The organism is Paenibacillus wynnii (genome assembly GCF_000757885.1).
In the GTDB taxonomy this organism is placed as follows: Bacteria; Bacillota; Bacilli; order Paenibacillales; family Paenibacillaceae; genus Paenibacillus_AQ; species Paenibacillus_AQ wynnii.
In genome coordinates this window covers 1,405,026-1,432,016 of sequence record NZ_JQCR01000002.1, presented here as the reverse complement: position 1 = coordinate 1,432,016, position 26,991 = coordinate 1,405,026, and the positions used below count along the sequence as shown (strand labels likewise).

The 26,991-nt window shown below is 45.5% G+C and carries 23 protein-coding genes and 1 riboswitch; of the genes, 15 read left to right on the top strand and 8 right to left on the bottom strand.

Features of this window, described 5'->3' with window-relative positions; all coding sequences use genetic code 11:
- Positions 1-29 precede the first annotated feature (29 nt).
- On the bottom strand, positions 30-1,553 hold the full coding sequence (locus PWYN_RS08940) for a sensor histidine kinase (RefSeq protein ID WP_036650498.1): 1,524 nt from the start codon (positions 1,551-1,553) through the stop codon (positions 30-32).
- A complete protein-coding gene (locus PWYN_RS08935; protein ID WP_036653592.1) occupies positions 1,550-2,251 on the bottom strand; it encodes a response regulator transcription factor in 702 nt (233 codons plus the stop codon). Before PWYN_RS08935 ends, PWYN_RS08940 begins: the two co-directional genes overlap by 4 nt.
- Before the next feature lie 407 nt (positions 2,252-2,658).
- On the opposite strand from PWYN_RS08935, the gene PWYN_RS08930 reads away from it, so the two are divergent.
- The 4 genes from PWYN_RS08930 to PWYN_RS08915 all read left to right on the top strand — a co-directional run bounded on the left by PWYN_RS08930 (position 2,659) and on the right by PWYN_RS08915 (position 9,121).
- Complete coding sequence (locus tag PWYN_RS08930; protein WP_036650495.1) at positions 2,659-3,822, top strand: glucose-1-phosphate adenylyltransferase; 1,164 nt, start codon at positions 2,659-2,661, stop codon at positions 3,820-3,822.
- 24 nt (positions 3,823-3,846) lie between these two features.
- Positions 3,847-4,950, top strand: a complete 1,104-nt coding sequence (gene glgD / locus PWYN_RS08925) for a glucose-1-phosphate adenylyltransferase subunit GlgD (RefSeq protein WP_036650494.1) — start codon at positions 3,847-3,849, stop codon at positions 4,948-4,950.
- A gap of 58 nt (positions 4,951-5,008) precedes the next feature.
- Positions 5,009-7,441, top strand: coding sequence for a glycogen/starch/alpha-glucan phosphorylase (locus PWYN_RS08920; RefSeq protein ID WP_036650492.1), 2,433 nt, complete (start codon positions 5,009-5,011; stop codon positions 7,439-7,441).
- A 396-nt stretch (positions 7,442-7,837) separates the two neighbouring features.
- Positions 7,838-9,121: an IS110 family RNA-guided transposase gene (locus PWYN_RS08915; RefSeq protein ID WP_036647612.1), complete on the top strand. Its 1,284-nt coding sequence runs from the start codon at positions 7,838-7,840 to the stop codon at positions 9,119-9,121.
- 560 nt (positions 9,122-9,681) lie between these two features.
- Here PWYN_RS08915 and PWYN_RS08910 read toward each other — a convergent pair.
- Positions 9,682-10,161 carry a GAF domain-containing protein gene (locus PWYN_RS08910; RefSeq protein WP_036650490.1) on the bottom strand — a complete coding sequence of 160 codons (480 nt, stop codon included), beginning with the start codon at positions 10,159-10,161 and terminating at the stop codon, positions 9,682-9,684.
- A gap of 210 nt (positions 10,162-10,371) precedes the next feature.
- On the opposite strand from PWYN_RS08910, the gene PWYN_RS08905 reads away from it, so the two are divergent.
- The 3 genes from PWYN_RS08905 (at position 10,372) to PWYN_RS08895 (ending at position 12,853) form a co-directional block, all read left to right on the top strand.
- Positions 10,372-10,671, top strand: coding sequence for a hypothetical protein (locus tag PWYN_RS08905; protein ID WP_036650488.1), 300 nt, complete (start codon positions 10,372-10,374; stop codon positions 10,669-10,671).
- Positions 10,672-10,779: 108 nt separating this feature from the next.
- Positions 10,780-11,334 carry a GNAT family N-acetyltransferase gene (locus PWYN_RS08900; RefSeq protein ID WP_240479705.1) on the top strand — a complete coding sequence of 185 codons (555 nt, stop codon included), beginning with the start codon at positions 10,780-10,782 and terminating at the stop codon, positions 11,332-11,334.
- 25 nt (positions 11,335-11,359) lie between these two features.
- Complete coding sequence (locus tag PWYN_RS08895) at positions 11,360-12,853, top strand: MDR family MFS transporter (protein WP_036653588.1); 1,494 nt, start codon at positions 11,360-11,362, stop codon at positions 12,851-12,853.
- Positions 12,854-12,857: 4 nt separating this feature from the next.
- Here the strand turns inward: PWYN_RS08895 and PWYN_RS08890 are convergent, their stop codons facing one another.
- From PWYN_RS08890 to PWYN_RS08880, 3 genes are all read right to left on the bottom strand, one after another.
- A complete protein-coding gene (locus PWYN_RS08890) occupies positions 12,858-13,943 on the bottom strand; it encodes a GGDEF domain-containing protein (RefSeq protein WP_036650486.1) in 1,086 nt (361 codons plus the stop codon).
- Positions 13,924-15,054, bottom strand: coding sequence for a GGDEF domain-containing protein (locus tag PWYN_RS27955; protein WP_084146657.1), 1,131 nt, complete (start codon positions 15,052-15,054; stop codon positions 13,924-13,926). Before PWYN_RS27955 ends, PWYN_RS08890 begins: the two co-directional genes overlap by 20 nt.
- Before the next feature lie 109 nt (positions 15,055-15,163).
- Positions 15,164-15,247, bottom strand: a riboswitch (cyclic di-GMP riboswitch).
- Positions 15,248-15,451: 204 nt separating this feature from the next.
- Complete coding sequence (locus PWYN_RS08880) at positions 15,452-15,919, bottom strand: MarR family winged helix-turn-helix transcriptional regulator (RefSeq protein ID WP_036650483.1); 468 nt, start codon at positions 15,917-15,919, stop codon at positions 15,452-15,454.
- Positions 15,920-16,392: 473 nt separating this feature from the next.
- On the opposite strand from PWYN_RS08880, the gene PWYN_RS08875 reads away from it, so the two are divergent.
- From PWYN_RS08875 to PWYN_RS08855, 5 genes are all read left to right on the top strand, one after another.
- A complete protein-coding gene (locus tag PWYN_RS08875; protein ID WP_052087851.1) occupies positions 16,393-17,298 on the top strand; it encodes an MFS transporter in 906 nt (301 codons plus the stop codon).
- A gap of 394 nt (positions 17,299-17,692) precedes the next feature.
- Positions 17,693-18,415 carry an ABC transporter ATP-binding protein gene (locus tag PWYN_RS08870; protein ID WP_036650481.1) on the top strand — a complete coding sequence of 241 codons (723 nt, stop codon included), beginning with the start codon at positions 17,693-17,695 and terminating at the stop codon, positions 18,413-18,415.
- Positions 18,412-19,662, top strand: coding sequence for an ABC transporter permease (locus PWYN_RS08865; RefSeq protein ID WP_036650479.1), 1,251 nt, complete (start codon positions 18,412-18,414; stop codon positions 19,660-19,662). The genes PWYN_RS08870 and PWYN_RS08865 overlap by 4 nt, the downstream gene beginning before the upstream one ends.
- Before the next feature lie 92 nt (positions 19,663-19,754).
- Positions 19,755-20,336: an RNA polymerase sigma factor gene (locus PWYN_RS08860; RefSeq protein ID WP_036650477.1), complete on the top strand. Its 582-nt coding sequence runs from the start codon at positions 19,755-19,757 to the stop codon at positions 20,334-20,336.
- Positions 20,329-21,213, top strand: a complete 885-nt coding sequence (locus PWYN_RS08855; RefSeq protein WP_036650475.1) for an anti-sigma factor — start codon at positions 20,329-20,331, stop codon at positions 21,211-21,213. Before PWYN_RS08860 ends, PWYN_RS08855 begins: the two co-directional genes overlap by 8 nt.
- Positions 21,214-21,289: 76 nt before the next feature.
- Here the strand turns inward: PWYN_RS08855 and PWYN_RS08850 are convergent, their stop codons facing one another.
- Positions 21,290-22,555 (bottom strand): BaiN/RdsA family NAD(P)/FAD-dependent oxidoreductase, encoded by a 1,266-nt coding sequence (locus PWYN_RS08850; protein WP_036650473.1) that lies wholly within the window; start codon positions 22,553-22,555, stop codon positions 21,290-21,292.
- Between the two features lie 514 nt (positions 22,556-23,069).
- Here PWYN_RS08850 and PWYN_RS08845 point away from each other — a divergent pair.
- From PWYN_RS08845 to nadE, 3 genes are all read left to right on the top strand, one after another.
- On the top strand, positions 23,070-24,458 hold the full coding sequence (locus tag PWYN_RS08845) for a two-component system sensor histidine kinase NtrB (protein ID WP_052087850.1): 1,389 nt from the start codon (positions 23,070-23,072) through the stop codon (positions 24,456-24,458).
- 142 nt (positions 24,459-24,600) lie between these two features.
- Positions 24,601-25,035, top strand: coding sequence for a BrxA/BrxB family bacilliredoxin (locus tag PWYN_RS08840; protein ID WP_036650469.1), 435 nt, complete (start codon positions 24,601-24,603; stop codon positions 25,033-25,035).
- Positions 25,036-25,139: 104 nt separating this feature from the next.
- Positions 25,140-25,949, top strand: coding sequence for an ammonia-dependent NAD(+) synthetase (gene nadE / locus PWYN_RS08835; protein WP_036650468.1), 810 nt, complete (start codon positions 25,140-25,142; stop codon positions 25,947-25,949).
- 105 nt (positions 25,950-26,054) lie between these two features.
- On the opposite strand, the gene PWYN_RS08830 is transcribed toward nadE, so the two are convergent.
- Positions 26,055-26,870, bottom strand: coding sequence for an alpha/beta hydrolase family protein (locus tag PWYN_RS08830; RefSeq protein WP_036650466.1), 816 nt, complete (start codon positions 26,868-26,870; stop codon positions 26,055-26,057).
- Positions 26,871-26,991 lie beyond the last annotated feature (121 nt).

Genomic DNA, 26,991 nt, shown 5'->3' with positions numbered 1-26,991 from the left:
CTATTATAACGTTAATTACCGCTCTTTAGCTAATTCTTCAGATAAGGAAGGGTAATGGTGAAGGACGTACCAGTCCCGGGTTCGCTGCTAGCCTTAATCTCTCCGCCGTGAGCCTCTACAATAGATTTTGTGATAGATAATCCAAGGCCTGATCCCCCGTATTTGCGTGTACGCGATGAATCGCTGCGGTAAAACCTATCGAATATATGGGGGAGATGCTCAGCTGAAATACCGGAGCCGTTGTCTCGTATGGTCACCTCAACATGAGCATTCCTGACAGGCATAGCGACGTAAATAGTTCCCTTCTCGGGGTCCGTATGCTGAACCGCATTGTGGAACAGATTAAGGATAACCTGCTTTATCTTATCGGGATCGTATTTACCGCTTATACCGTTGGAAATATCGAAGATAACCTTCCGATTTCCGGCCAGCACCAGGAGGTGTGGCTGCATTTCGGAAATGATTTCTCCTAGCAGCAGCTCCTTAACTCGCAACTGTGGAGCTCCGTCCATACGGGCCAGCAGCAGTAGATCCTCCACCAGCTTGTTAATCCGTTTCGATTCACCATGCATTGCGTGCAGCGAGTTGTATAGTTGTTCTTTGTTGTCAGCGGCTCCTCGGAGCAGGACCTCCAAGAATCCATGAATGGAGGTAAGCGGAGTTCTTAGCTCATGGGAGGCATCAGCTGCAAAACGACGCATTTGCTCTTTAGCCTCCCGTTCATTGTGGAAGGATATCTCCAGACGTTCCAACATACTATTAAAGGAGAGAGCCAGCTTGTCAATTTCATTCTGTCCCTGTTCAACCGGAAATCGTACATCCAGGTTGCCTGCATCAATGATATGCGCGGTTTCCCCCATATTGGATAAAGGAATTAGTGTTTTTCTCAGCGCAGGCAGATACATAAAGAGGCCGGCCAGTAAAGCAACCAATGACAAAGCTGCAAAAATAAGCAACTGCTGCATGATTACATCACTTAAAGGACCTGTATCCACACTCATTTGCAGCAGTAGCTTAGCGTTACCCGGTCGACCCAGACTCATGAATACCGCCAAATGCTCACTCCCGTCTTCGGCAGTTATGAGTTTGTATTTGCCGGTTGCCCGTTCTGTTGTATGTACCAACAGCTGCTTGTATTCTTCATCGGATAGTCTGGGTGCAGTCGAATCAGACAACGTTTCTTGCTGGAAGTCCCTGAAGGTACCATCTGAACTGTAGATCGCAATTGTCGTATGGGCGTCCAGAAGAAGAGGGCGTCTGTTGCCGTCAGACCGCAAACCACCGGACGGAATCTTAGGACCGGCGTTTTTACCATTTCCGTCACTAGTGTAAGTAAGAAAGTTGAAAAACAATTCATGCGGTACAGAACGTATTTGGGTTTCCATGGACTTGGCTCTGTTGCTGTAAATGAAGTCCCTCATCAGGAAATATTGCAGAACCCCGATGAGCAGCAGCAATCCAGACAGAATTAAGATCGAGATGGCGAGGAGCTGCTTTCTAAGGGAGCGGGGAGCCGCGAGACGGTAGATAAGGCCTGAGATACGGGGAATCATAGGAGATCCACCCTGTAACCTGAGCCCCGAAGTGTACGAATGGTACGGTGTTCTTTATCTCCGAGCTTCTCACGGAGGGACCGGATGTACACTTCCACAATATTCTCCTCCCCGCCAAAATCATATCCCCATACCTTGTCTAAAATCATGGCTTTACTAAGTACAAGGCCGTGATTAATGATAAGGTACTGCAGCAGTTCATACTCTGTAGGTGAAAGCTCCAACACCTCATCTTTGTGGCGGATTTCCTTTCGGCGTCCGTCAATTCTGAATGGGCCGCAGCGCACCTCACCGAGTAGACCGGGAAAATGATTGCGCAGCCTTGCCTGAATCCGTGCAAGCAGCTCGTCAAAGCTAAAAGGTTTGACCATATAGTCATCCGCACCAATAGACAAGCCTTTGACACGATCATCAACCTCATCTTTGGCGGTAAGCATAATAACAGCAATTTCACTTTCTTCGGCTTGGAGGTAACGACATACTTTAAATCCGTCCATACCGGGCATCATAACATCAAGAATCGCCACATGCGGTTTGAAATCGGCGGCTATGGATATGGCTGATAAACCATCGGAAGCAGTCTGTACCTCAAATCCCTCATTTACCAGTCCGATTTCTAAGAACTGCAGGATATGAGGCTCGTCGTCCACCAATAAAAGTCGTACACCTTGGGCGGCTTTCAATCCGGGTCCCTCCATTGTAAAAGTAGTTAGCAACATTATGACATACCATATTGAACGTTTGCTGAAGATTGCCCAAATCTTTTGTTAATTTGATTTAAAAACATCGTTCATGGTTAATCATATTGGTTAATCATAATATAAGAAGTTAAGTGTATTAATAAGGACTATAATAGAAATAGAGGCGTTTTTTGGATGCGATAAAGGGTTTTGACGGCGGCTAGCGAACACATTACAATAAGGATAACATCAGGGTATGGAGAGCCCCCTCCAGTCTGATAGCCATTCCTTTTTCTGTATGGTTTTCCCCGTTCCTAATCTTACCAAGCTCCTAATCAAGCACATTTCTTTAATTTTTACCTCTATTTGCATTCACACAACTAATTTCTGTCGCTTTACTATTTAAAGGTCAAGGAGGCTCTTCCATGAAGAAAAAAGAGATGGTGGCCATGTTATTAGCGGGAGGCCAAGGCAAAAGGTTGAAGTCACTGACGAAGTCACTGGCTAAACCGGCCGTTTATTTTGGAGGTACCTACCGAATTATTGATTTCCCATTAAGCAACTGTACGAATTCGGGAATTGACACGGTTGGCGTTCTAACCCAGTATGAACCCCTTGTACTTCACTCTTATATTGGAGTAGGAAATGATTGGGATTTAAATCGGAAGAATGGTGGAGTATTTGTACTGCCGCCGCATGAACGGGAGAATGGGAGCAGTTGGTACCGCGGGACTGCGGATGCAATTTATCGTAATTTGAAATTTGTTGATCAATTTGATCCTGAGCATGTGCTTATTCTTTCAGGAGATCATATTTACAAAATGGACTATAACGCAATGCTTCAATACCATAAGGAAAGAAATGCAGACTGCACGATTTCAGTCATTGATGTTCCTCTGGAGGAAGCTAGTCGTTTTGGCATATTGAATACGCATGAAGATCTTAAAATTTATGAATTTGACGAGAAGCCTTCAAAGCCGAAGAGTACTTTGGCCTCCATGGGCGTTTATATTTTTAAATGGGATGTATTAAGAAAATATCTGCTGGAGGATGGGGAGAATGCCTTGTCATCCCATGATTTTGGTAAAGATATTATTCCTATGATGCTGGGTAATAACAATTCCCTCTTTGCTTATCCATTTGAAGGATATTGGAGAGATGTGGGTACAGTGAACAGCTTATGGGAAGCGAATATGGATTTGCTTGATGACAATCCGCAGCTCAACTTGAACGATCCGAACTGGCGTATTTACACAAGAAATCCAAACCAACCGGCTCAATATGTGGCTCCGGGAGCAAAGGTTTCCAGTTGCATTGTTAATGAAGGGTGCATCGTTCACGGTGAAGTCAAGCATTCGGTCCTCTTTTATGGCGTTGAGGTGGGTGAAGGTAGTGTAATTACGGACTCGGTTATTATGCCTAAAGTTAAGATTGGCAAAAATGTACGGATTCACAAAGCCATCATCAGCGAAAATATAGTAATCGAGGATAATATGGATATTGGCATTGAGCGGGAAAACGAAGATGATATCCTGCTTGTTGACAAGAAAAGCAAAAAGAAAAAACCAATCGCAGCCAAAACCATATAATCGATTAGAGGATGGTGGATTCCGATGAAGCAACTTATGGGTGTTATCAATCTTGACCATGAATTGGATAATTTAAATGAACTAACCTATTTTCGCTCCGGTGCGGCTGTTCCTTTTGCGAGTCGTTATCGGTTGATTGACTTTGTTCTTTCCAACATGATGCGTGCCGATCTGGAGAGCGTTGGACTGTTTGTCCGCCGTAAATACCGTTCCTTGATGGATCACTTGGGTGACGGTAAATCGTGGGATATGAACCGCAAGCATGGTGGGCTGTTTATTTTGCCTCCGGACTGGAACGATCCAACGGATACTTCTTTAGGTGATTTACAGCATTTCCATAATAACCTGGACTTTTTCAAACGCGCAGCTGCTAAATATATCGTGTTCTCCGGTACGCAGCATATCACTACTATGGATATCGAGGATATGTATAAATACCATATGGAAAAAGGCGCCGATGTTACTGTGGTCTACAAAAAAATAGATCAACTTCAGCCGGAACATGATCTTTGCCAGCGTGTCGAGGTTGATGAACATAATAATGTAACCAGTATCCATCACGAGAAGGATCATCATAATCTGTATCTGGATATGTTTATTATGGAGAAGGCACTGTTTTTAGAGAAGGTTAAATACAGTATTGCCCATGGAGAGAGCTACTTTTTCCGTGATGTGATACAAAAAAATCGGCATGATCTGAAAATTGCAGGCTACGAGTACAAAGGCTATCATGCAGTTATTAACTCTCTGGAGAGCTACTATAAGAATAGTCTTGAGCTTCTGGAGCCGGACAATTATTTCAGTCTTTTCAAGGAAAATCCGGTACAGACCAAAATCAAATACGAAGCGCCAACCCGTTACCTGGAAAGCGCAGATGTCAGCAATTCACTTATTGCAAACGGCTGTATCATCGCGGGGAAAGTTGAGAACAGCGTGATTTTCCGTGGAGTGCAGGTACGAAAGGGTGCAAGAATTACCAACTCTGTAATTATGCAAAAATGTGTAATTGATGAGAATGCTGTGATTGAAAATGTTATTATGGATAAAGACGTTCATCTCAGCAAAGATCGTATACTTGTTGGAGATCATACACGGCCATTCGTCATTGCCAAAAGCAGTAAAATATAAACACCGCTAATTGTCCGCTGCCATTTTGTTAAAAGCTTTTGTGAGGAGGAACCTGCTATTGTTTAACGATAAAGAAACTTTCAAACAAGTATTCCGCGAGAAACTCATCGGAAATCTGGGCAAACCGCTCGAAGAAGCTTCCAATGCCGATATTTACAATACTTTAGGCAACATGATCCGCGAGAATGCCGGCAAACATTGGGTGGAAACCAACCAAAGATTCAAGGCCGATAAGGGGAAGCAGGTTTACTATTTTTCAATGGAGTTTCTGATCGGCAGGCTTCTCGGCAACAACCTGCTGAATATGGGCGTGCTGGAGGTAGTACGCGAAGGTTTGGCAGACCTTGGCTTTTGTCTTAAGGATATTGAGGAAGAAGAGGCGGATGCAGGTCTTGGAAACGGAGGCCTTGGCCGTCTGGCAGCCTGTTTCCTGGATTCGCTGGCTTCCCTGCAATATGCAGGGCATGGCACCGGAATACGTTACAAATATGGTTTGTTTGAGCAAAAAATTGTAGACGGGTACCAGGTTGAACTACCTGATTACTGGTTGCAGAAGGAAAACGTATGGGAAGTCCGTCGCGAAGACAAGCAGGTGGAAGTGAAGTTTTGGGGACATGTGGACAGCTATGAAAAGGACGGACGTTTAGTTTTTGAACATAAGGACTATGAGGCTGTCCGCGCAGTACCTTACGATATACCTGTTATAGGTGCCGATCGGAGGCATGTGAATACTCTCCGTAACTGGAGCGCGGAGTCTATTACCCAGCCGGGCAGGATGTTTGGTTCCCGGGGCGGTTCTGACTACCATAAATTCCTGGAGTATAAACGTTCTGTAGAGTCAATCTCCGAGTTCCTATACCCTGATGATTCCCAGTACGAGGGTAAGCTGCTCCGCCTGAAGCAACAGTATTTCCTCTGTAGTGCAGGTCTGCAAAGTATAATCCGAACCTTTGATAAGCTAGGGCTTCCTTATGACACCCTTCCTGACAAGGTTGGGCTGCACATTAATGATACTCACCCTACACTGGTTATCCCGGAACTTATGCGGATTCTAATGGATCTAAAAGGCATGAGCTGGGATGAAGCTTGGGACATAACGACACGAATGGTTTCCTATACGAACCATACTATTCTTAGTGAAGCGTTGGAAAAATGGCCTGTGACCATGGTCAAGGAGCTTTTACCGCGCATTCAACTGATTATTGAAGAGATTAACGCACGCTTCTGCCGCGAACTGATGGACCGTTATCCGGGAAATCAGGAACGTATTTCGCAAATGGCAATTATCTATGGGGATCAGGTCAGAATGGCTCATTTAGCTATTGTAGGCAGTTATAGTGTAAATGGAGTTGCTGCTCTTCATACCGAAATCTTGCAAAAACGCGAGATGAAGCTGTTCGATGAGTATTATCCACATCGGTTCAATAATAAGACGAATGGAATTACACATCGCCGCTGGTTGTTGCATGCGAATCCTCCACTGACCAACTTGATCAACGAAGCTATTGGAACACGCTGGATTACACATCCGCAGGAAATGATCGGACTTATTAAATACTGTGAGGATTCCTCTTTCCAAGAAAAAGTTTCAGGGATTAAAAGACAGAATAAACTGCGGTTAGCAGAGTTTATCAGCTCCAAGCACGGGGAGAAGGTTGACCCGGATTCGATCTTTGATGTGCATGTAAAAAGGCTTCACGGATACAAGCGTCAGCTGCTTAATATTCTTCATATTATCCATCTTTACAATCAAATCAAGGCAAACCCAAGTATGGATATGGTACCGCGTACGTTCATTTTTGGAGCAAAGGCTGCACCTAGCTATCACTTGGCAAAACGCACGATCAAGCTGATCAACACTGTTGCTGATGTGGTGAATAAGGATCCGGACGTTAAAGGTAAAGTTCGTATATTCTTTCTGGAGAATTACTCCGTTTCATTGGCTGAGAAAATCATTCCGGCGGCAGATGTCAGTGAACAAATTTCAACGGCCAGCAAGGAAGCTTCTGGTACCGGGAATATGAAGTTCATGATGAACGGGGCTCTTACCATTGGAACAATGGATGGAGCTAACGTGGAAATGCATGAAATGATCGGTGATGATAATATGTTCCTGTTTGGTCTTCGTGCCGAGCAGGTACTCGATTATTACCAGTACGGTGGGTATTATGCCCGCAATATTTACAACGAGGACAGCCGATTGAAGGAAGTGCTGGATCAGCTCGTAACACCAGGGCCTATCTGCTGCCATACCCAAGAGTTTGATCAAATTTTCCATTCCCTGCTGGACAACAATGATGAGTACTTTGTGTTGAAGGATTTCGCCAGTTATGTGGAGACACATGTCGAAATTGATCGTGCTTATCGAAATCAGAAAGATTGGCTGAAGAAGTCGATTATTAATATCGGTCACTCCGGTAAATTCTCCAGTGATAATACGATTAGTCGATATGCTTCAGAAATTTGGAATATCAGCCCGGTTAAGTTCTAAGGCGCTACGCGAACGGAACGTTTCTCCAATCGCTGTTGTCTTCAGATGTATTTGAATTACGCTTAGCAGTGTACATCTGAAGACAAAGGCGACCGCTAACGCTTTTCCGCAATCATTCCGTCCTCTCCGCTGGTTTCAGCGGGAACCATTCAATCAAAAACGAAAACGAGCCACTCTCCAATAACCTGGAGACTGGCTCGTTTTTTTGTTTTTAAAGCTTAAAATTACAAAATAGCTATATAAGCTGAACAAAGAAAGTAACAAAAATCGAAAAGGAACGAAAGCATTCCTGTTGGCGTTAAGAAATGCAGTTTGCCAAAAGAAAGAGCGCCTCTGTAAGATAGAATCATGTCACGGCCAGTGACTAACAAAATTCATCTTGGGAGGACACTCACTATGGAGTTTAAACAAAGAAATAAACAAAATCAACAGATCGAAAGGATTACACCTAAACACGTGGTCATCGGTGTAGATATTGCTAAAGAAATTCATGTGGCTCGAGCTGTCAATTATCGTGGAATCGAAATAGGGAAACCTTTGAAGTTTGCTGACTCCAAGGAAGGCTTTATCCGGTTCCAGCAGTGGCTGGAGCACCTTCAATCCACTCATCGTCTAAACAATGTCTTGGTTGGAATGGAGCCTACGGGACACTACTGGTTCCACCTGGCGGATTGGCTTCTTGCGGAGTCCATTGATGTCGTATTGGTCAACCCGGCAACGACCAAGCGTAATAAAGAAAATCGGGATAACTCTCCCTCCAAAAGTGATATGAAAGACGCTTTAGTGATCGCCGATGTGGTCTCCCGAGGGTACTATACCGATTTGCCGCGAACGCCCGAAGTCTTCCAACGTTTACGTGTATCCATGAATTATCGGGAAATTTGTATGAAAGACCTAGTCATCATCAAAAACCGTATTACACGCTGGCTGGATGTGAGTTTTCCGGAGTACACCACCGTGTTTAAAGATTGGACCGTACCCCGTTCGCTAGCTACCCTGCAAGCCTTCCCTCTGCCAAGGGATATCAAGAATCTGGACTCGGAGAAGATGATTGCAGGCTGGAAGCCTTTTATGAAGCGAGTGGGTGGTTCCCGCGCCCTGCAAAAGGCGGCGGAGCTGCTGGCAGCTGCACGTCGCTCTGTAGGGCGTACGACGTGTCAGGAAGAAGAACGGCGCCAACTTGCGAATCTAGTAGCCGATTATCTTCGGCTAGAACAGCGGATAGGAGAGATGCAAAAGGAACTGATCAAACTACTGGAGGAGATTCCTGAATTGACCCAACGGCTCCGTTCGATTCAAGGTCTAGGCACGATTTGTATTGCGGCCTTATTGGCGGGAACGGGAAATCTGAAAACCTATACCCATGGTAACCAAATTCTTTCTCAGGCCGGTCTAAATTTGGCAGAGAAGAGTTCTGGTAAATACCAGGGCCAAGTCAAGATCACTGGACGAGGAAGGCCCCAACTACGTAAACACCTCTACCTGGGTGTCATCTCTCTAGTCTCCCAAAACCCTGCCTTTCGGGCTTGGCATGAGCATAATGTGAAACAAAAGAAGATGAAGCCCATGGCTTCCATTTTCAAGTTAATCGGAAAGCTCTGCCGCATCATTGTAGGTCTAGTCCGACAGGAGCGTTCCTTTGATCCAAAGGTCGCTAACCCCGCCCCACTGGCAGCTTAAGATTTATCGACGTTAATTTTTTCGCAAGGATTGGCTCATTTGCAGGATCGCTAACTAAAAGGAGCGTACCGAAGGCCGGATTAAATTTCCATAAGGGCCCAGACCCGCTACCTAAAGCATAACCGGCCTCCACTCCCTGGACAGGTGTAACGAAGGAATGAAAGGGCATAGACCCGTTGAGTCATGGGAGGGAAAACCTCCAGGGATCGAGTGGATCCAGCTCCTACATATCGTGAAACCAGGGAAATAACCCCTCCCTTGTTCCCGTATGCCCTCTGACAAGGAGGAGAGAAGGCTTTAACCGGCCTCACGCTCTTCCTCATCTGATTAGCAGAAAGATATCCTGCGAATGAGCGAGCATTTGAAAGGAAAATGATTAATACAGAGGGAGGGAAATTTGGAACTGTAGGAGCGATAGCGACCGCCTTTGTATCCGGATTTCAACCGCTAAAAGCGGGTTAAATCATAGAAATCTGGATACAACAGCGGCCGGAAGTCCAAATCTTCACGGTAGTGACGCCTGAGCCTTAGGTTAATATCTTAAGTTCATCTTATATAGGTTAAATAACCTCCGCAATAATGGCGGCAAAACGCTCCAGGAAACGACGCTCCTCATCATCGAAGCGGTGCTTAATTGGACTGTCAATATCCAGTACACCTAAGAGGCGATCGTCCTTAATTAAAGGCACAACAATCTCACTGTTAGATGCAGCATCACAAGCAATATGACCTGGGAATGCATGAACATCTCCTACCACAAGCGTACGCCGTTCAGAGGCTGCTGTTCCACACACACCGCGGTTCAGTGGTATACGGATACAGGCAGGAAGTCCTTGGAACGGTCCAAGCACGAGCTCGTTGCCATCGTATAAATAGAAGCCGGCCCAATTTGTATCCGGTAAAGAGTATTTGAGAAGGGCCGAAGCATTAGCCAGATTGGCTATGGAATTGGGTTCATCTTGAATAAGTGCCACCAGCTGGGTTAGAACCGATTCAAACCGCTCGCTGCGTGTACTATCATAAGGCATAGCCTGAAACATGAAGCATCACCTTTCTGTAAGTTGACTCAGTATCTTAACTGTAATTTACAACATAGTACAGCTTACAAGCTACGTCAAGAGTTAACAAGGTTAATATAAGATAGTTACCCAATGGAAGAGGGGTATTGAACTTACACCATGTTTCCAGGCCAGCAGCGAAGGGTAATGATGATTAAGATACCGAAGGCTTTTGGCCAGAAGGAGTGAGACATGCGCGCCGATATACAGAATTTGTTTATGGGAATTCACATGCTATATTTTGCCCATGAGAAAGACCTGACGGTAACGGATATGCAGCCTGAATTAGAGAGTTTGGGATACCGTGTAGCAGAACGGGAAGTGAAGCAGGAGTTGGAGCGGCTGACACAAGGGAATTTCTTAACTGCACACAATGATGCTTACAGTATTACCCGTACTGGTATTGAGGAATTCAAGGACATACAGACGAAACTTCAAGTACTTAGCACCGGTGTGCTAAAGCCGTTGAAAGCTGCCGGAACAACAAAGTAATAGGCTTTCTAAAATAACAGCGTTTGTAGCGGGTGGTGATTATACTGCCCGGTACAAGCGCTGTTTTTAATGTATAATGTATGGGTTATGGAAAGGGGCGGATGTATTTTGAGCAATGGCTATGTACCTGTATTGAATGGACAGAGATTATTGCTTAGGGCCATTTCTCTGGATGATGCGGAAGCGTTATTTCACTGTTGGTCTCATCCTGAGGTATCCCATTGGCTGGGGACTCCCATATTGTCTTCGGTTACTGAGACTCGGGAACTGATAGTCAGATTGTTGGAATTGGCGCAGGAGAATGAGAGCCTCCGCTTTAGTATCGTCTTGCCTGAGGGTACAGTAATCGGGAGCTGCGGTTTTAATAACTGGCAGCTTGAGGGTGCTTATCGAGGTGAGCTAGGGTGTGAATTACGGCCTGAGTTTTGGGGTAACGGATACATGAGTGAGGCGCTGAGGCTCTTGCTAAAGTTTGGTTTTGAAAGCATGGGGCTTAATCGGATAGAGGTAATATGCCATCCGGGTAATGCACGTGCAGCAAAGCTGTTTACTAAGCTTGGATTCACGCAGGAGGGAATACTTCGCCAATACCGTCATACGGAAGCGGGCTTTCAGGATGTTGCTATGTATTCGCTATTGAACACGGATGGATGGCAGAATTAAATGTTATAAGAGAGGATTTGGAATCTTGACGTCACCGGGTGCTAAAGAACGTAATCTTATTTTAATTGGAGTATTATTGGCTACTTTTCTAGCCGCGATTGAAGGAACGGTTACGGGTCCCGCGGGACCTGCGATAGTTGGCGATTTTCAGGGGGTACAGTGGCTTAGCTGGATTTTTACGGCCTATTTGCTGGCTATGGCCATTACAACACCTATATTCGGAAAAATCAGTGACCTCTTCGGCCGCAAACCTGTATTTATCGGCGGTACAATTGTTTTTTTATTGGGATCTTTGCTATGTGGGATTTCACAGAGTATGGAACAACTGATTATTTTCCGTGCGATTCAAGGGCTTGGAGCCGGGGCACTTATTCCTATGACCTTCACCATTATCGGCGATATTTATAGTATCCAGGAGAGGGCTAAGACTCAGGGAATGTTAAGCTCCGTCTGGGGGATTTCTTCACTCGTAGGTCCACTTCTGGGTGGTTATGTGGTCGATTATTTAAGCTGGCGTTGGGTATTTGTATTTAATTTGCCGTTTGGTCTTCTATCCATTCTGTTTATATCCCGCTATCTCAAGGAAAATAAAGTTCGCCGCAAGACAAAAATTGATATTGCAGGCGCATTGCTGTTTGCTTCAGGTATGGGAGCCCTGCTCTTTGGGCTGACCGTCGGGGGACAAAGCCTTGCCTGGTCATCTCCGCTGTTAGTTATGATATTGTCAGCGTCTGTGTTGCTGCTGGTAGTGTTTCTAAGAGTAGAGCTTAAGGCCTCTGAGCCCATGTTGCCGCTGGGATTGTTCTCAATTCGTAATATTGCTGTTTCTACGGGGGCCAATCTGCTTGTTAGCACATTAATTATCGGTCTCTCTACATACGTGCCGCTATGGGTACAGGGTGTATCTGGTAAAAGTGCGGCACTCTCAGGGTTGCTTCTAGCTCCTATGTCTGTGGGCTGGATGTTCGGCTCGATTGCCGGGGGACGCATGATTCTCCGATCCGGCTCCCGAAGAACAGCTATGCTCGGTTTGGCTATGATCTCTATTGGCGCGGTGGGTCTGACTTTTATGTCGGAAGGCTCCTCACAGATTTTCTTGCTGTGTCTCATGTTTATTTGCGGTATAGGTTTTGGGTATGTTTCCACTGTCTTTACCATTATTGCTCAATCCTCAGTCGGGCATGAATTACGGGGTTCATCGACGGCATTAAATACGTTCACAAGGTCTTTGGGACAGACCATCGGGGTCGCCATATTTGGTTCATGGCTGAACTTCAATATAGATAGACTGCTGAAGAATCAGCCTGGATCCCAAGTCACGGGTGATGATATCAACAAGCTCCTTAACCCGCAGGAAGGTAGTAGTCTGCCGTCCGCTGTTAGACAAAGCCTGCATTCGGCCCTGGAGGGTGGGCTTCATTTGCTGTTTATCGTTATGGCCGTTATTGCACTGCTCTCTTTGCTGATTTCCTGGGGATTGCGTAGTTCTGTGCCTTCCTTGCAGGATAGTGCAAAGTAAGTTCTTACCAAGCCACTTGATTCTTACCGTTACGTTTAGCCCGGTACAGTGCTGCATCAGCTTGACGAAACAAGAGATCACGATCCTCAGTTTCATTTAAAAGATGGCAGCCAATACTAATGGTGATATTATGGCCGCGGAGCTCCTCAATAACGGCTTGCTCCACTTGGGTGCGAAGCCCTTCGAGCCATTCCACGGTCTGCAGGGAGTTCAGTCCACTAATGATAACGGCGAACTCCTCGCCGCCATAGCGTGCAGCGAAGCAGTTGCTATTCGATTGCTCTCTCAATACTTCTCCTATTCTTCGAATAACCGTATCACCTGTTAAATGTCCATATTTATCGTTTACCTGCTTGAAATTATCGATATCTATTAAGGCCAGGTGCAGGGGATAATCCCGTACACTATCCATTTCTGCGCGTAGACGTTGTTGGAAGCATCTATGATTGTTAAGACCAGTCAGGGCATCTTTGCTTGAGACTTCATCATTAACTTTCTTCTGAATACGGTGTTTCTCCTCATTCATTAGTGCCGCTTTTTCACCGTTTATAATTTTAAGCCCACGATATACGATTCCGAGACTGGCTAGTGTTATAAATAGTATTAAGCTGTATCCCACAGCCTTTTGATACATGGGCAACTCAAACCTGTAAGAAGGATTGAAGAGCATAATGGCCAGATATGGCAACAATGTACTGAAACATGCGAATAACACTTTTCGATATTGAAAGTAGAGGACGGAGGAGAGAATGGGCAGAACAACCACAATTTGGACGCCCGAGACATCGATTGGGGCCATCGCTTGAATCAATGCAGCGAATCCGGAACCGATGGAGATGATTGCATAATCCTGCCACCGCTTATCGAGATGATAGACAAGCTCAGCTAGCAATAAAATCCCGAGTAGAATGCCATTTTGAAGTAAAATGTATTTCAATAGGTGATGGATCGTAGAATGTTGTTGTATGGCGAAAGGCCATGTTCCAATAGTAGCTAAGAACATTAATAGTCCAACCAGCCAATATAACGTTCTTATTTTACGATTCCAATCACTTAACTTCTGAGAGGTATTAAGAAAAATTCTGATCATAACCCGACACTCCATTCCAAAGGACTTGAATACGATTCTTACCCGTCCGCTTAGCTTCGTACATCAGAGCGTCCGCTGATCTGAACAGATCATCCTTTCCCATACCCCTCTGATATTGAACGATACCCATACTTACTGTTATCTTATGATTATCAATAGAGCCCAAACGCAGTTGAGATACTTGTACTCGAATTTGTTCTAGCAGTTGAAGGCTTTGATCTATTGTTTTCCCTGTCAGGATGAGCACGAACTCCTCTCCACCGTAGCGTACCGCAACATCTTCACTGGAGATTGCAGCAAGTAATAGCTGAGCTGTCTCACGTAGCACCATGTCTCCCTCACAATGGCCGTACGTATCGTTAATGTTCTTGAAATTATCAAGATCCATTACAGCAAGACATAAAGGAAGCCCGTAACGCTCATGCTGCTCAATAAGAGAGACCATGTAGTCTTGGAAAGTTACATAATTGGTAAGACCCGTCAAATGATCATATTTCGATTGATTCTCAACGGCAATTGAATCGGCGAACGCCTCTACTTCAGAACGTACGGCACGTTCCAGAGCAGCTATAAGCTCCACACCTCTTCGCAGTATCATTTCCCCAATAAGGCTCGTACCCATAATCATACCCATGATCGTAAATAAGTCATAAATCATGACTTGCTGGCGCAACGTTTCTACAAAGCTATACAAAATAAAATAACAAATCAAAGACATGACAGAAGCAAACCAAAGCCTAGAGCGTCTAAAATAAAGAATAGAAATGATGATAGGAATGTCGAGTGCGATGTACAATCCATTAATTCGAGTGCCGAAGGTGAGCATAACTACAATGGCAAACACAAATCCAAGTGAGATGAGGATGAAATCTAGATTAACTTTGATATAACGCAGTGCCAATTCAGCAAGTAATAAAGATATCCCAAAGGCTGTAGTTGAAACTAATATGGTAGGTAGAAAGATAGCCTCAGATTCCTTATTCGCTACCTCGCTTGCCAACAGGTGGAAGATTAACCCGGCAATAAGGATAAGCCCGGCCATCAACCAAAAGAGATAAAGTACCCACCTATTCAAAATTTTGTTTTTTTTCTGGAGGGTTATGCTCACCATAAGTCAATCACCGCTTTTTTTGATTATTCACTATCCAAAACTATCAAGCCGCCATACAAGATTGTAATGTTGAAAAATAAAAAAACACACCCCGAGATCTAAGATCTCAAAAGGTAACTGGCTGGCATAGCTTTACGCTGTAGCCCCTGTAGCTTTGCGTCCCCGTGTTTCCACGGGTTTGCTCTTTTCTTTTATTTTGGTATGTTCTACTTAGATTATCGGTTGTTTTATCTGAAAATACAATACTATAGTCTTATAAATAAAGGTATTTAGACCTAATATTTTTCTATTTAACTAGGATCTATGTTTAAGCTGCGAAAAAATACGAAAGTTTTTTGCGTAATAAAAAAACAGCAAGTCTCGTATTGGGAGACTTGCTGTTTTGAATTCCAATCTACTATTTGCGTGGAAGCGGAGAGAGTTTTTCAGCCTGCAGGCCCATCTTTTTGAGCAGAATGATCATTTGTTCCTTCTCTTCATCACTTAGGCCGCTAAAGGCAAGGTGGATGCGCTCCGAATATTTCGGATACATCTCATTCATCAGTCGTTCGCCTTCTGTAGTTAATTCCGCAAAGATTACACGGCGGTCACTTGGGCAAGGCTTGCGTTGAAGATACCCGCGTTCTTCCAGCTTGTCAATTACATAGGTAACATTTCCGCTTTGCAGCAGAAGCTTGGCGCCAATCTGTTGAATAGGTTGGGGTCCTTTGTAATAGAGGACTTCCATAACAGCAAAAGCTGTAGGATTAAACCCTTCAATCTTGCTGCCGGTAACAGCATGTTCGTTGATGCTTTTGAAAGACTTGGCAAAAACCCGGTACAAATGCAGTGTTAATTGAGTATCGCGTTCATAGGATTGTATCATGCTTCTCCACCCTTATCTTTAATCGTGTGATCTCGTCGCACGGCTAGTAGTATATTGTCTGATTTGAAAGGGTCACCTGTGCAGCGAACCTATTTATAGCTTTACAATACGTCAAACAATGGAAGAAGAACATGTGATTTGTCACAATGAGCACACTTTTAATTATTAAAAATCAAACAATTATTAAAGATAATAAAAAAATTAAAGACTTTCATATCCGCCCTTGTACGCAGGGCAATTTCAGCCTCTGGCAGAGGTCGTACTTACATCTGCGGACGGATGAAGGGTGTCTTGCTCTGTTTTAATATGGATAAATAAGGAACTGAGGAGACAGGGGAGTGACCGGAAATGAAAGAATTTCAAGATCATCAGGCCAACAAGGAAGGGAAACTATCGGCGAATAGGCCGTTTGTTCTATTAATTACTGCGCAGCTAATATCCAATGTAGGGGAAGCGGTAAGCTTAAGGAACTTGTGCCTCAAGCACAGATGGACAGTGCCGTTGCGCTCAGCTCTTCAATAGAGCAAATTACCAAAATCATCGGACCCGCACTTGGGGGCTTGCTGGTTGCCGGGTTCGGCATCTCGGCGTGTTATCTTATTGATTCGGTTACCTATCTTATTTCTGCGGTAATCTTGCTGGGACTTCCTCATAAGGGGGCTTTCAAACTGGAAAATCGGGATACAACCGTAGATAAGCTGCAAAAACAACAATCCTTTAGACATGAAATGGAGGCCGGTTTACGTATTATTGCTGGAATGCCGGCAGTGCTTACTGGCATCGTCATGCTGGTATCTGTTCTCCTGGTGCTGCAAATTGCTGATTCCCAGATCGTGACACTCTTTCGTGAAATCCCGGGTATTAACGGTGATCTGCTAGGCTGGTGTGTAGGGGCAAGCGGGTTAGGGACATTGTTCTCGGCATTGCTCGTGAGTAAAAGGAAAGGCGGAACCCGTCCTTTGATCTACATGGGGGCTGGTGCAGTTCTTATGGGTACTGTCTTCGCAAGCGCCGCGCTCATTACCTACTATGTTCAGGCGGGGATCTTAATGAATGTGGCCCTGTTCGGTTCCTTCTTGCTGGCAGGATTGGGTGCCGGCCTAGCCTTTATACCCTTTCAGTCTATGCTGCAGCAGCGGACGCCGGAGGCTTACACAGGCCGTGTATTCGGTACCGTAGGCAGCTTGACGAGTGCGGCGGTTATTCTGGGGCCGGTAGCTGGTGGAGCCTTAGTGACGGCCTCGGGGCCAATATCTGCCTTCCTCCTCTCAGGTATACTGACGCTGTTGCTCGGATTAGCTCTTCTAATTCTTCGTGTTAAAATTGAGAGAAGAGATGAAGCGGCAACTATTCGAAAAGAAGCAGTGGCGGCATCGTAAATTCCTTTCCCAATATACCCACGGATATTACATCATGGATGGATTAGAGAAGAATTTAGTAATGTTTTCCGCTGAAGTAGCGGAGAGGGCGGAACAATTGCGGAAAAGCGGTAGCGGTCGCCCGAAAGTTTTCCGAAGGAAAACTAGCTTCGAAAGCATCAGCTGTCTCCGGGTTTTTACCGCTAAGGAAAATAAATAAAATCTGGAGATCACAGCGATTGGAGCAACGGACCGTTCGCGGAGCGTCCACCAGAACACCGGCTTCAATCCTACTCTGAAATAAAGAGCGGTATGCTTAATACAAAATACAATGTATAATACCGCTCATCGGATAGTGAATTATAGATGTGGCATGGAAACCATATGTCACCCATTAACATTTAGGAGATGGAGTATGGAAGAGATAGAAACAGATCAATCCATTGTGCTTGACGTATATATTGAAGAGGCAGGATATGAGGCAGGGGATCCGCGCATATCCGATATTACGTTTCAGGTTCGGAGCGGAGAGCTGCTGGGTTTGATAGGGCCCAATGGTGCCGGCAAAAGCACAACGATCAAGACGGTTCTAGGTTTGCTGAAGCATGCCAAAGCTAAAGTTAAGCTGGGGGGTTCAAATAAGTCTTACGCTTATGTGCCGGAGCAGCCGGTATTCTATGAGGATCTTACGTTGTGGGAGCATCTGGATTTAGCAGCTGCCGCCTACGGACTGGAGTATGCACAATTTCAGGAAACGGCTGAACGGCTGCTGAAGCAGTTCGGCATGGAGCCTGTCCGCAATGATCTTCCGGCGGGATTCTCCAAAGGAATGAAGCAAAAAATGATGCTGATGCTCGGGTTTCTGGTACAGCCTGACGTATATATCGTGGATGAGCCGTTTATTGGGTTGGACCCCCGTGCGACTAAGGACTTTTTGCGGCTGCTGGAGGCTGAGCGTAAGCGTGGCGCAGGTGTATTAATGTCAACACATGTACTGGATACCGCTGAGAAAATATGTGATAATTTCGTGCTTATCTCCGGAGGGAAAGTTGCTGCTTCCGGTACACTGGAGGGTATCCGCGCTTATGCCGGATTACCGGAGGCGTCGCTGTTTGATTGCTTTGACGAATTAACATGAGTAAACAGGCCTTTGCTTTTCCTACATCTACAAGACTGTTTCTACGGCGGCTGATTTCCCACTGGCAAGAGCAATCCGCCATTATCCGCACCGCTGCTGACTGGACGGTTCTGCTCTATATTATTATCCCGGGAGGTCTGCTCGGGGGCCGCCTGTACTACGGATACTGGAACAATGAACTCCCAAACTGGACTTCAGTAGTACCTTTTATGCTAATGCCTGCTTTACTGGTTATCGTGATAGGTACTGGAGGAATGGTGCTTCTGCTGCAGGAGGGCGATTTGCTGTTTTTAAGGCAGCGGCAGGACTGGATCAATACTATTATAAGTCGGGGTATTATTTATAGTCTGGCAGTCACCTCACTCAAAATAGCGGCTGTGTATACACTGATGCTGCCTTTTATTATCCGTGGTTACGGATTGACTTGGGATGCGGCCCTTTCGCTGCTAATCCTAACTCTAGCTTGCAGCTGGTGCGTTAAGCTGCTAGGGCATATTGTGAAAGTGCAGCATCAAGGGTGGCGCCGATGGCTATGGCAAGTTCCGGCAGTTGCCCTGCCCTGCGGCATTTATTTTCGAGTAGCCCAGCTTGGGGATACCTATTCTATGCTTATGTGGATTACTGCCGCACTTTTTGCGCTAGCGACCTTGTTCTCCATTCGATATAGGGTGCGCCTGCGTGGAACCTTCATGAATGATGTTCGAGAAGATTATAAGCAGCGTATGAGAATCGCCGGTTTAATGCTGAGGGGTGTTCTTTCTAAGCCGCGCCCGACACGCTATAAGCCTTGGGTATTCCGTAAATCACAGCCGTTATTGTCCTCCAAGCTTCCGGAGAGCAGACTTTCAGCTACTGCAATCAAAGCACTGATACGTAATCCCGCGCATTTGAAGCTGTACCTATCGTTTACCGGTGTGTCTCTTGTAGCGATCTTAATCGCTCCGGCATTTCTGAAGTGGATAATATTCATCGTCTTGACATCACTGATGACCTATTGGCTCTTCTCCTTCTGGTCCTTATTTATTGAAGATGATTACATCGGGATATTACCTTTCACCAAAGAACAAAAAGCTGAAGCGGGTTCAAGAGCGGTTCCCATTCTGTTGATGCCTTTTGCGGTTCTTTGTTCCGCTGTAGTGTGTTTTTCGATATATGCTTGGTGGGGCTTGGTGCTCTTTATCCCTATCGGTGCGGCTGCCGGAATCATGGTTTCCAGGATATTCGGTGCGATTCGTTTAGCCAGATAGAATTTTACAAATTTTTATTATAAAAAGTAATCCTCTTCAAACTTTCCCGCGAAGGTTATATATAAAGGGAGATTAATGAGAGGGGTTCCCTTATGACAGATGCTCTGGATGACAGAGATTTAATGATGCAGATTGGAGACAAGGACCCTGCGGCGCTGGAACATCTATATGACCGATATGAGAAAGTCGTATATTCCTTCGCTTATAGAATTGTGCAGGATTCCATGGCTGCCGAAGAGGTGGTACAGGAGCTTTTCCTGAGGGTCTGGACACACAGTGAACGTTATGAGGCTTCTCAAGGCAAGTTGACGACATGGATGTTCGCGGTTACCCGCAATATAGCTGTGGACATGCTGCGGCGTAAATCGGTAAGAGATAGAGGGATACCTGTAGAGACGGACGCACTGCATGCGGTAGCTGATGATCTTGCCGATACGGCGGTGCAGGTAGAAATGAGAAGCGAGGGGCAGCGAGTTCGTGAGATTCTGGATGGACTCAGCCGGGATCAACAACAGGTCATTGATTCGATTTATTATGGGGGCATGACTCAACAGGAAGTATCCGCACGCTACAATATTCCTCTAGGAACGGTTAAAAGCCGTGTGCGCCTGGCCCTGAAGCAGATGAGAAAGTCGTTAATGGTTGAGGGAAGGAGGGAAGGTTATCATGGATAAAGCTCTGAATGAATATTGTGAATGGGCGGAAATCTATGCCCTCGGCGGACTGAGTGAAGAGGATATTCAACGATTTGAAACCCATCTATCCGAATGCGCGGACTGCCGGGAGCAGGTGAAAGAATTGAAAAAAGTGATTGACGTGCTGCCATGGGCTGCCTTTGAAGTCCCACTACCTGAAGGTATGAAAAAGCGAGTGTTGGGACGAATATTAGCTGTCGATGGTAAGACAGGTGACTTATCGAATAACGACAAAGATAATGTCTTGAAAACTCCAATAATAGAAGAGCCGATAGAATCTTCATCGGCCGCACCAGTTGTTCCTGAGTTTTCGGCCACGCATTATCCTGTTCCATCCAAAAGAAATGCCCGGCTTCGTATCGTGTGTGCTGCTTTGGCAGCAACTGCGGCGGTATTGGCTATGTATGCGACGGTACTGCATCAGGATATGCGCGGATTGCGGAAGGAACTTGCAGTGTCTGAACAGAACCGTGAGGGGTTACAGAAGCAAGTTGCGTTGGTTAACTCTCCCTCCCGTGAACTCAAAGTTAACAAAGCAGTCGTTCTAGACCCGGCTGCCAAGGACATAGTGGCCCGCGGGTTGGCAACCATTGTTATCGACGCGAAGGGGACACACCTTCTTGTCCAGGCCGAGAAGCTGCCTGAATTGAGCGGGAGTGAGGCGTTTCAGGTATGGCTCATTAAAGGTGATCTCAAAAAAAGTGCCGGCACCTTCCTGACTTCAAAAGGTACCGGGGCCATGTATTACACCTTCGATCCGCAGGAATATGATACGGTAGCCATTACGCTGGAGCCGGATGGACAAGGCGAACAGCCGCGTGGACGCATCATCCTCGCTGCTGAAATCGAGGGTTAGATTATAGTTAGCCCAAAAAGAGCGCACGGAGTAAGTTCCGTACGCTCTTTTTTTGGGTCAAGCACAGCCTTCGCGATCAGTTGTGCAATTCCGCTGCATGCTTGCCTGCCGTATATCCCGTTGAAAAGGCGGCAGTTATATTATAACCGCCAGTGTAACCGTGAATATCTAGTATCTCCCCACAGAAGAATAGGCCCGGCATAAGCTTGGATTCCATCGACCCCGGATCAATTTCCTTCAGATTGACACCGCCCCCGGTAACAAAGGCTTCTGCTAAAGAACGGGTGCCATGAACGGTAATCGGCAACCGTTTCAATATCCCGGCTAAGGCTGTAATTCCACTTTTTGGGAAGTGATGTCCTGTAATATCTCCGTCCAATCCGGCTTTAACAAGCAGCAGTGGAATCATTCTCTCCGGAATTAATCCCTTCAGCGCGTTGCGTATCGCCTTCTTCGGCTCTAGATCCAGCTTGTCCTGCAGCTGTGACTCCATCTCATGAGGCTTGAGATCCGGGAACAAGTCGAGTGACATTTCCACAGCATCACCGCCTGTCTTTTTCTGAACCTGGCGCAGGAACTGGCTACACCGCAGGGCAATAGGACCGGACAGCCCGAAATGGGTGAAAATCATATCCCCGCGATGATCAATCACCTTTTTACCTTTGGCATTCCATACAGCGAGCGTAACATCCCTCAAGGATAATCCCTGAAGCTCTCCGGATTTAATCCATTCTTCCCGTGAAATAATCGGCACCTCTGTCGGATATAGCTCCGTGACAGTGTGTCCTGCTTGTTCAGCCCAAGGATAACCGTCTCCTGTAGAGCCGGTCTGGGGAACAGATTTCCCGCCGGTGGCGATAATTACTGCAGGAGCGCTTAGCTTCTTGCCTGATGTAAGGAGTATGCCTTCAACAGCATTCTCTTTATAGAGAATTTCCTTCACCGGACTGTCCGTTAAAATCTGTACACCCAGACTCCGTACCTTGTTGATTAATGCGGAGACTACGCTCGATGCTTTATCGGTGACAGGAAACATCCGTCCGTTATCCTCTTCTTTTAAAGCAATACCCAGATTCTCAAAAAAAGCGATGATATCCTGGTTATTAAAATGATCGAAGGCACTGTACAAAAATCGTCCATTACCCGGTATATGAGAGATCAGCTCAGTGGTCTCTTTGACGTTCGTCACATTACAGCGTCCACCGCCGGAAATGCCCAGCTTCCGCCCCAGCTTGGATCCTTTATCCACCAGCAGGACGGATGCTCCATGCTCTGCTGCAGCCACACTGGCCATCAGTCCAGAAGGCCCGCCGCCAATGACGACAACATCGTAGTTGCTCATTTTATTACTCCTTTTCATTAGGGGAACTTGAGTCCCAGTGTTCTTCTAACGGAATCATACCACTTCTGCGTTGGGCGTATCCAGCCCTGTGCATGGGTCTTATTTATAATGATTGTAATATAGCAACTTGTATGTTTTAATCTATGCATATAGGGTAATTTGTCCAACTCGGGGTGTGATTTCTATTTTTGAGGCAGTTAAGGAGATTTTGTTGCAAATATCGACTGCATGCTTATTTGTGGTTCTATTTCATTGGAGATTGGATCAGAGTCACATGACTCGAAGAGACAGCAAATTTCCAGATGACCAATCTGTTTTGGTCTTGTGCTGTGCTTTTAGTATCTTACTTTGTTCTATTTTATCCACGACGTTATTTGGAACTACATACTTAAATTTAGCTATTCTCCCCGCTTTTATCGGCATTCTGTACGGAAGCTACCGATCGGGGCTAGCCCTTGCCGCATTATTGTTACTATGTACTATTTTGAGCACAGGATCCCTGGAGTTTAACAATTTGCTGCTGAATTCAGGGATATTAGTATATCCGCTGTTGTTTGGTATGTCCGCCCAATTTAAAAAAGGTACAGTAATCGAGAAGATGGGCTTGCTCTGGATAGCGCTTTTTCCGAGCATGCTATTTATAGCGCTTGTTCCAACCCTAGAAGGTAAAGACCTCTACGAACCCCAGTCGAGTAAAGCGCTGTTAATAACGATTTATGTATTTGTCACCTTCGTCTTAGGTGGAATTCTGATCTACTTCATAGAAACGATCTGGGATAAGCTTCACGTTAAAGTGGAGATGGAGGGAGTTACCCGCAGGTTCCAGTGGGAGTCAGATAAGCTTCAGCAAATTACAAATGTAGTACCCTTGTGCATTATGTCTTTGGATGTCAATGGCAACATTGCAGGGATTAACGAGCTTATGCTGGAATTGTTGCGAAGACGTTATCCGCTGCTTACTAAGACGGAGTTATTGGAACGGAATATTAATTATTTTCTAGATAGCATTGAGGATAAACAAATCATTCAGCGTTTAAAAAATAGCATTTTCTATAAGCAACGTGAATTTGTCAAACTGTCCGGAAATTCTCGAACTTATCATATCTATTCGTCACCACTGGTACAAAGGGGTACACAGTTGCCTGAAGGCATGTTGCTGGTTGTGCAGGATATGACGGAAGAGGAGAATATGCGCAATGAGATGGATAATGTTGAACGGTTAACACTGGTGGGGCAAATGGCTGCGGGTATCACACACGAAATTCGCAATCCTATGGCAGTTGTCCGTGGATTTCTACAGCTTATGCGGGAGAAGAGCCCGGATGATCTTCATTCCTATTACCACATCGTTATGGAAGAATTGGATCGGGCGAATAGCATTATTAATGATTTCTTGTCTTTGGCGCAGAGTCGTATATCAGTCAAAGAAAGGGTCCTATTACATGGCATTATTGAGGATCTCAGTCCTCTTCTATGGGCTGACGCTAATCTTAGAGGGCAAACGGTTGAGCTGAATCTTGATCCCTCGATGCCTTTGCTCCAGCTCAATGTAAGGGAAATGAAACAACTGATACTAAATTTGGGACGTAACGGTATGGAAGCTATGGGCTCCAAAGGAGTGCTGACTCTGGAAACGAGGATCTCATCGGACAGGGACAGGGTAGAACTAATTATAAGAGATACGGGAAGCGGCATGTCTGAAATCGAAAGAGAAAAGCTGTTTGTGCCTTTTTTTACAACAAAGAGTCAAGGTACAGGCCTCGGTCTTCCTCTTTGTCTGAACATTGTCGAACGGCATCATGGAAAAATAACTGTGCACTCTCAACAGGGAGTAGGTACAGAATTCATTGTATCCCTTCCTTACGAGGTGGACGAAGCTCCAATATTGGCTATTGCTGAATGAGTTTCACCTATTTGTCTGATTATATAGGGGGGTGTACAGGCTATGCCTTACCCTTGCTTTCACAGAGTATGGATGTATAATAAAGTTAGTAAGTGCTGCTGTTAAGTTAGCTGACAATAGTGTGAAGGAGAGTGCAGAAACAATGTCCATGTCTTTTAATCAATACATGAGAGATTCAATTCAACCTATGCGTGATGATTTGACAAGCATCGGCTTTCAGGAGTTGCTAACTCCAGAAGAAGTAGAGGCTGCTCTCCCGACTGTAAAGGGAACAGCGCTTGTGGTAGTAAATTCAGTATGTGGCTGTGCTGCCGGACAATGTCGCCCGGGTGTAGCTCAGGCTTTGCAGAATGAAATTACACCGGATCATCTATTCACCGTATTTGCAGGTCAGGAAAAGGAAGCCACGGCAAAAGCCCGTGAGTATTTCGCTCCTTATCCTCCATCGTCACCTTCTATCGCCCTTATGAAGGATGGAGTATTAGTACACTTCATTGAGCGCCATGGGGTTGAGGATCGTTCTGCTGCTGAAATTGCTGCGGAATTGAAGGATGTATTTAATCGTATATGCCAATAATGACCTTTAGTTATACAATCCTAGAAACGGGCGCCGTCTAATATAGACGGTGCAGCCGTTTCTTCTTAAAATATAAGACAATGAAATGAAACGGGGTGTGGTTTGTGAGTCTGCAAGCGGAAATTATTGCTGCATTAGGTGTAAAGCCTAGCATTGATGTAGAGGCAGAAGTACAAAAACGGGTTGAATTTTTAAAGTCATACATACTGCAAGCCGGGGCGAAAGGCTTACTGATTGCTATTAGCGGTGGTGTGGACAGTGCGGTGGCTACGGGGCTGTGCAAACGGGCAACGGACGAGTTATCCGAACAGGAAGGCAAAGAGTACATCACGCTAGGTGTCTTCCAGCCTTATGCTGTTCAAGAAGATATAGAGCATAGCTACGCTGCAGCCAAAGCCTTTGGACTGACACATACGGTAGAGACCAACATAGAGGAAACTGTCAATGAAATCGCACTCGAGGTGGAGCACAGCCTTAAAGCATTGGGGCAGCATCGTCATATCACACATCAAGGCAAGGGGAACGTCAAAGCTAGAACACGTATGGTGATGCAGTACGCCCTTTCCTTTGAGAATAATTTACTGGTTGTGGGAACGGATCATGCTTCTGAGGCGATTACCGGTTTTTACACCAAATGGGGTGACGGTGCCGTCGATATTACACCTTTGACTTCCCTCAATAAGCGTCAAGTCCGTCAGTTAGCGGTTTACCTTGGAGTGCCGGAGATTATTGTAACCAAAGCGCCGACAGCAGGCTTATGGCCCGGCCAAACGGACGAGACAGAGTTGGGTATAACTTATGATGATAACAGTGATTATCTGGAAGGTAAGCAGGTAAGCCCGGAAGTGGCAGAGAAGCTGGAGAGCTATTACCGAAGAACGGCGCATAAGCGCAATGCGATTCCTGGAATTTAACGTATAAATAGGTTTAAAAAACCGCCGTGATTCATCTGCGAATGAGAGCAGAGTATCATGGCGGTTTTTGATAATTCTACAGAGTCTGATGGGATGAATTGTACGTTAACGAAGGATCTGGTCAATAAAATCCTCGGTCTGAGCGATTGCCTGCTCCAGTTGCGGAGTTGTACCCGCAAAAGGATGGACTGAATTGAAGGTGTGATTCCCACCGGAAATTTGTATCCAGTTAATATCCGGTCTTACGGATATCAGCTGTTCCGATCCCTGTCTTAGATGTGAGCCGTCCTGACTTCCCTGAATAAGGACAACAGGGAAGGTGGAGTCCCTCATTCGTTGCAGAATGTTATAACGCTCCTGCTGAGCTTCCAGATCCTCTAGAATGAGGTTATCCAGTGGCATTTGCTGACCGGTGCGTCCGTTAAGGACATAAGCCCGGCCTTTTTCCCTCATATCTTGTTTCTGTTCTTCCGTGAACAAATCCAAGTCAGTTATACCGTTCCAAGAGATAACTCCGGATATCTCATCGGGATGATCAAGCGTGTATATTAGACAATCCCCAGCTCCGCGGCTATGTCCCAGCAGAAATAGAGGGAGTCCGCCAAACTTCGGATGCTGGCTAAGATAGGACAGTAAGACTTCCAAATCCTTTAGTTCACGGTGATAGGTGTTGCGGGCGAATTTCTCAAGCTCGGTAAAGGTTTCTAGATCTTCTCCGATTCCGGCATGTGAGAAATTAAAGGTTATGACCTCATGCTCCCGGCTTAGAGAGGCTGCGGCATGCGGGAACATTCCCCAGTCTTTAAAGCCTTTATATCCGTGCGCAATAACGATAAGGCTCTTGGCTTTGTTGTGTGCTGGAAAATGCGAACAACGTAGAACGGCATCCGCTCCGGCAGGTATTTCAAAATTGCGGTGCATCTAAGGATCCCCTTTCATATATAGTCGTACATTTATTGATATATTTGTTATAAACCATTCTGTTATAGGTGAGAGATAGACTTCCAACGTGTTTTCTTTTAAGATAGCAGAAAGTATCTTG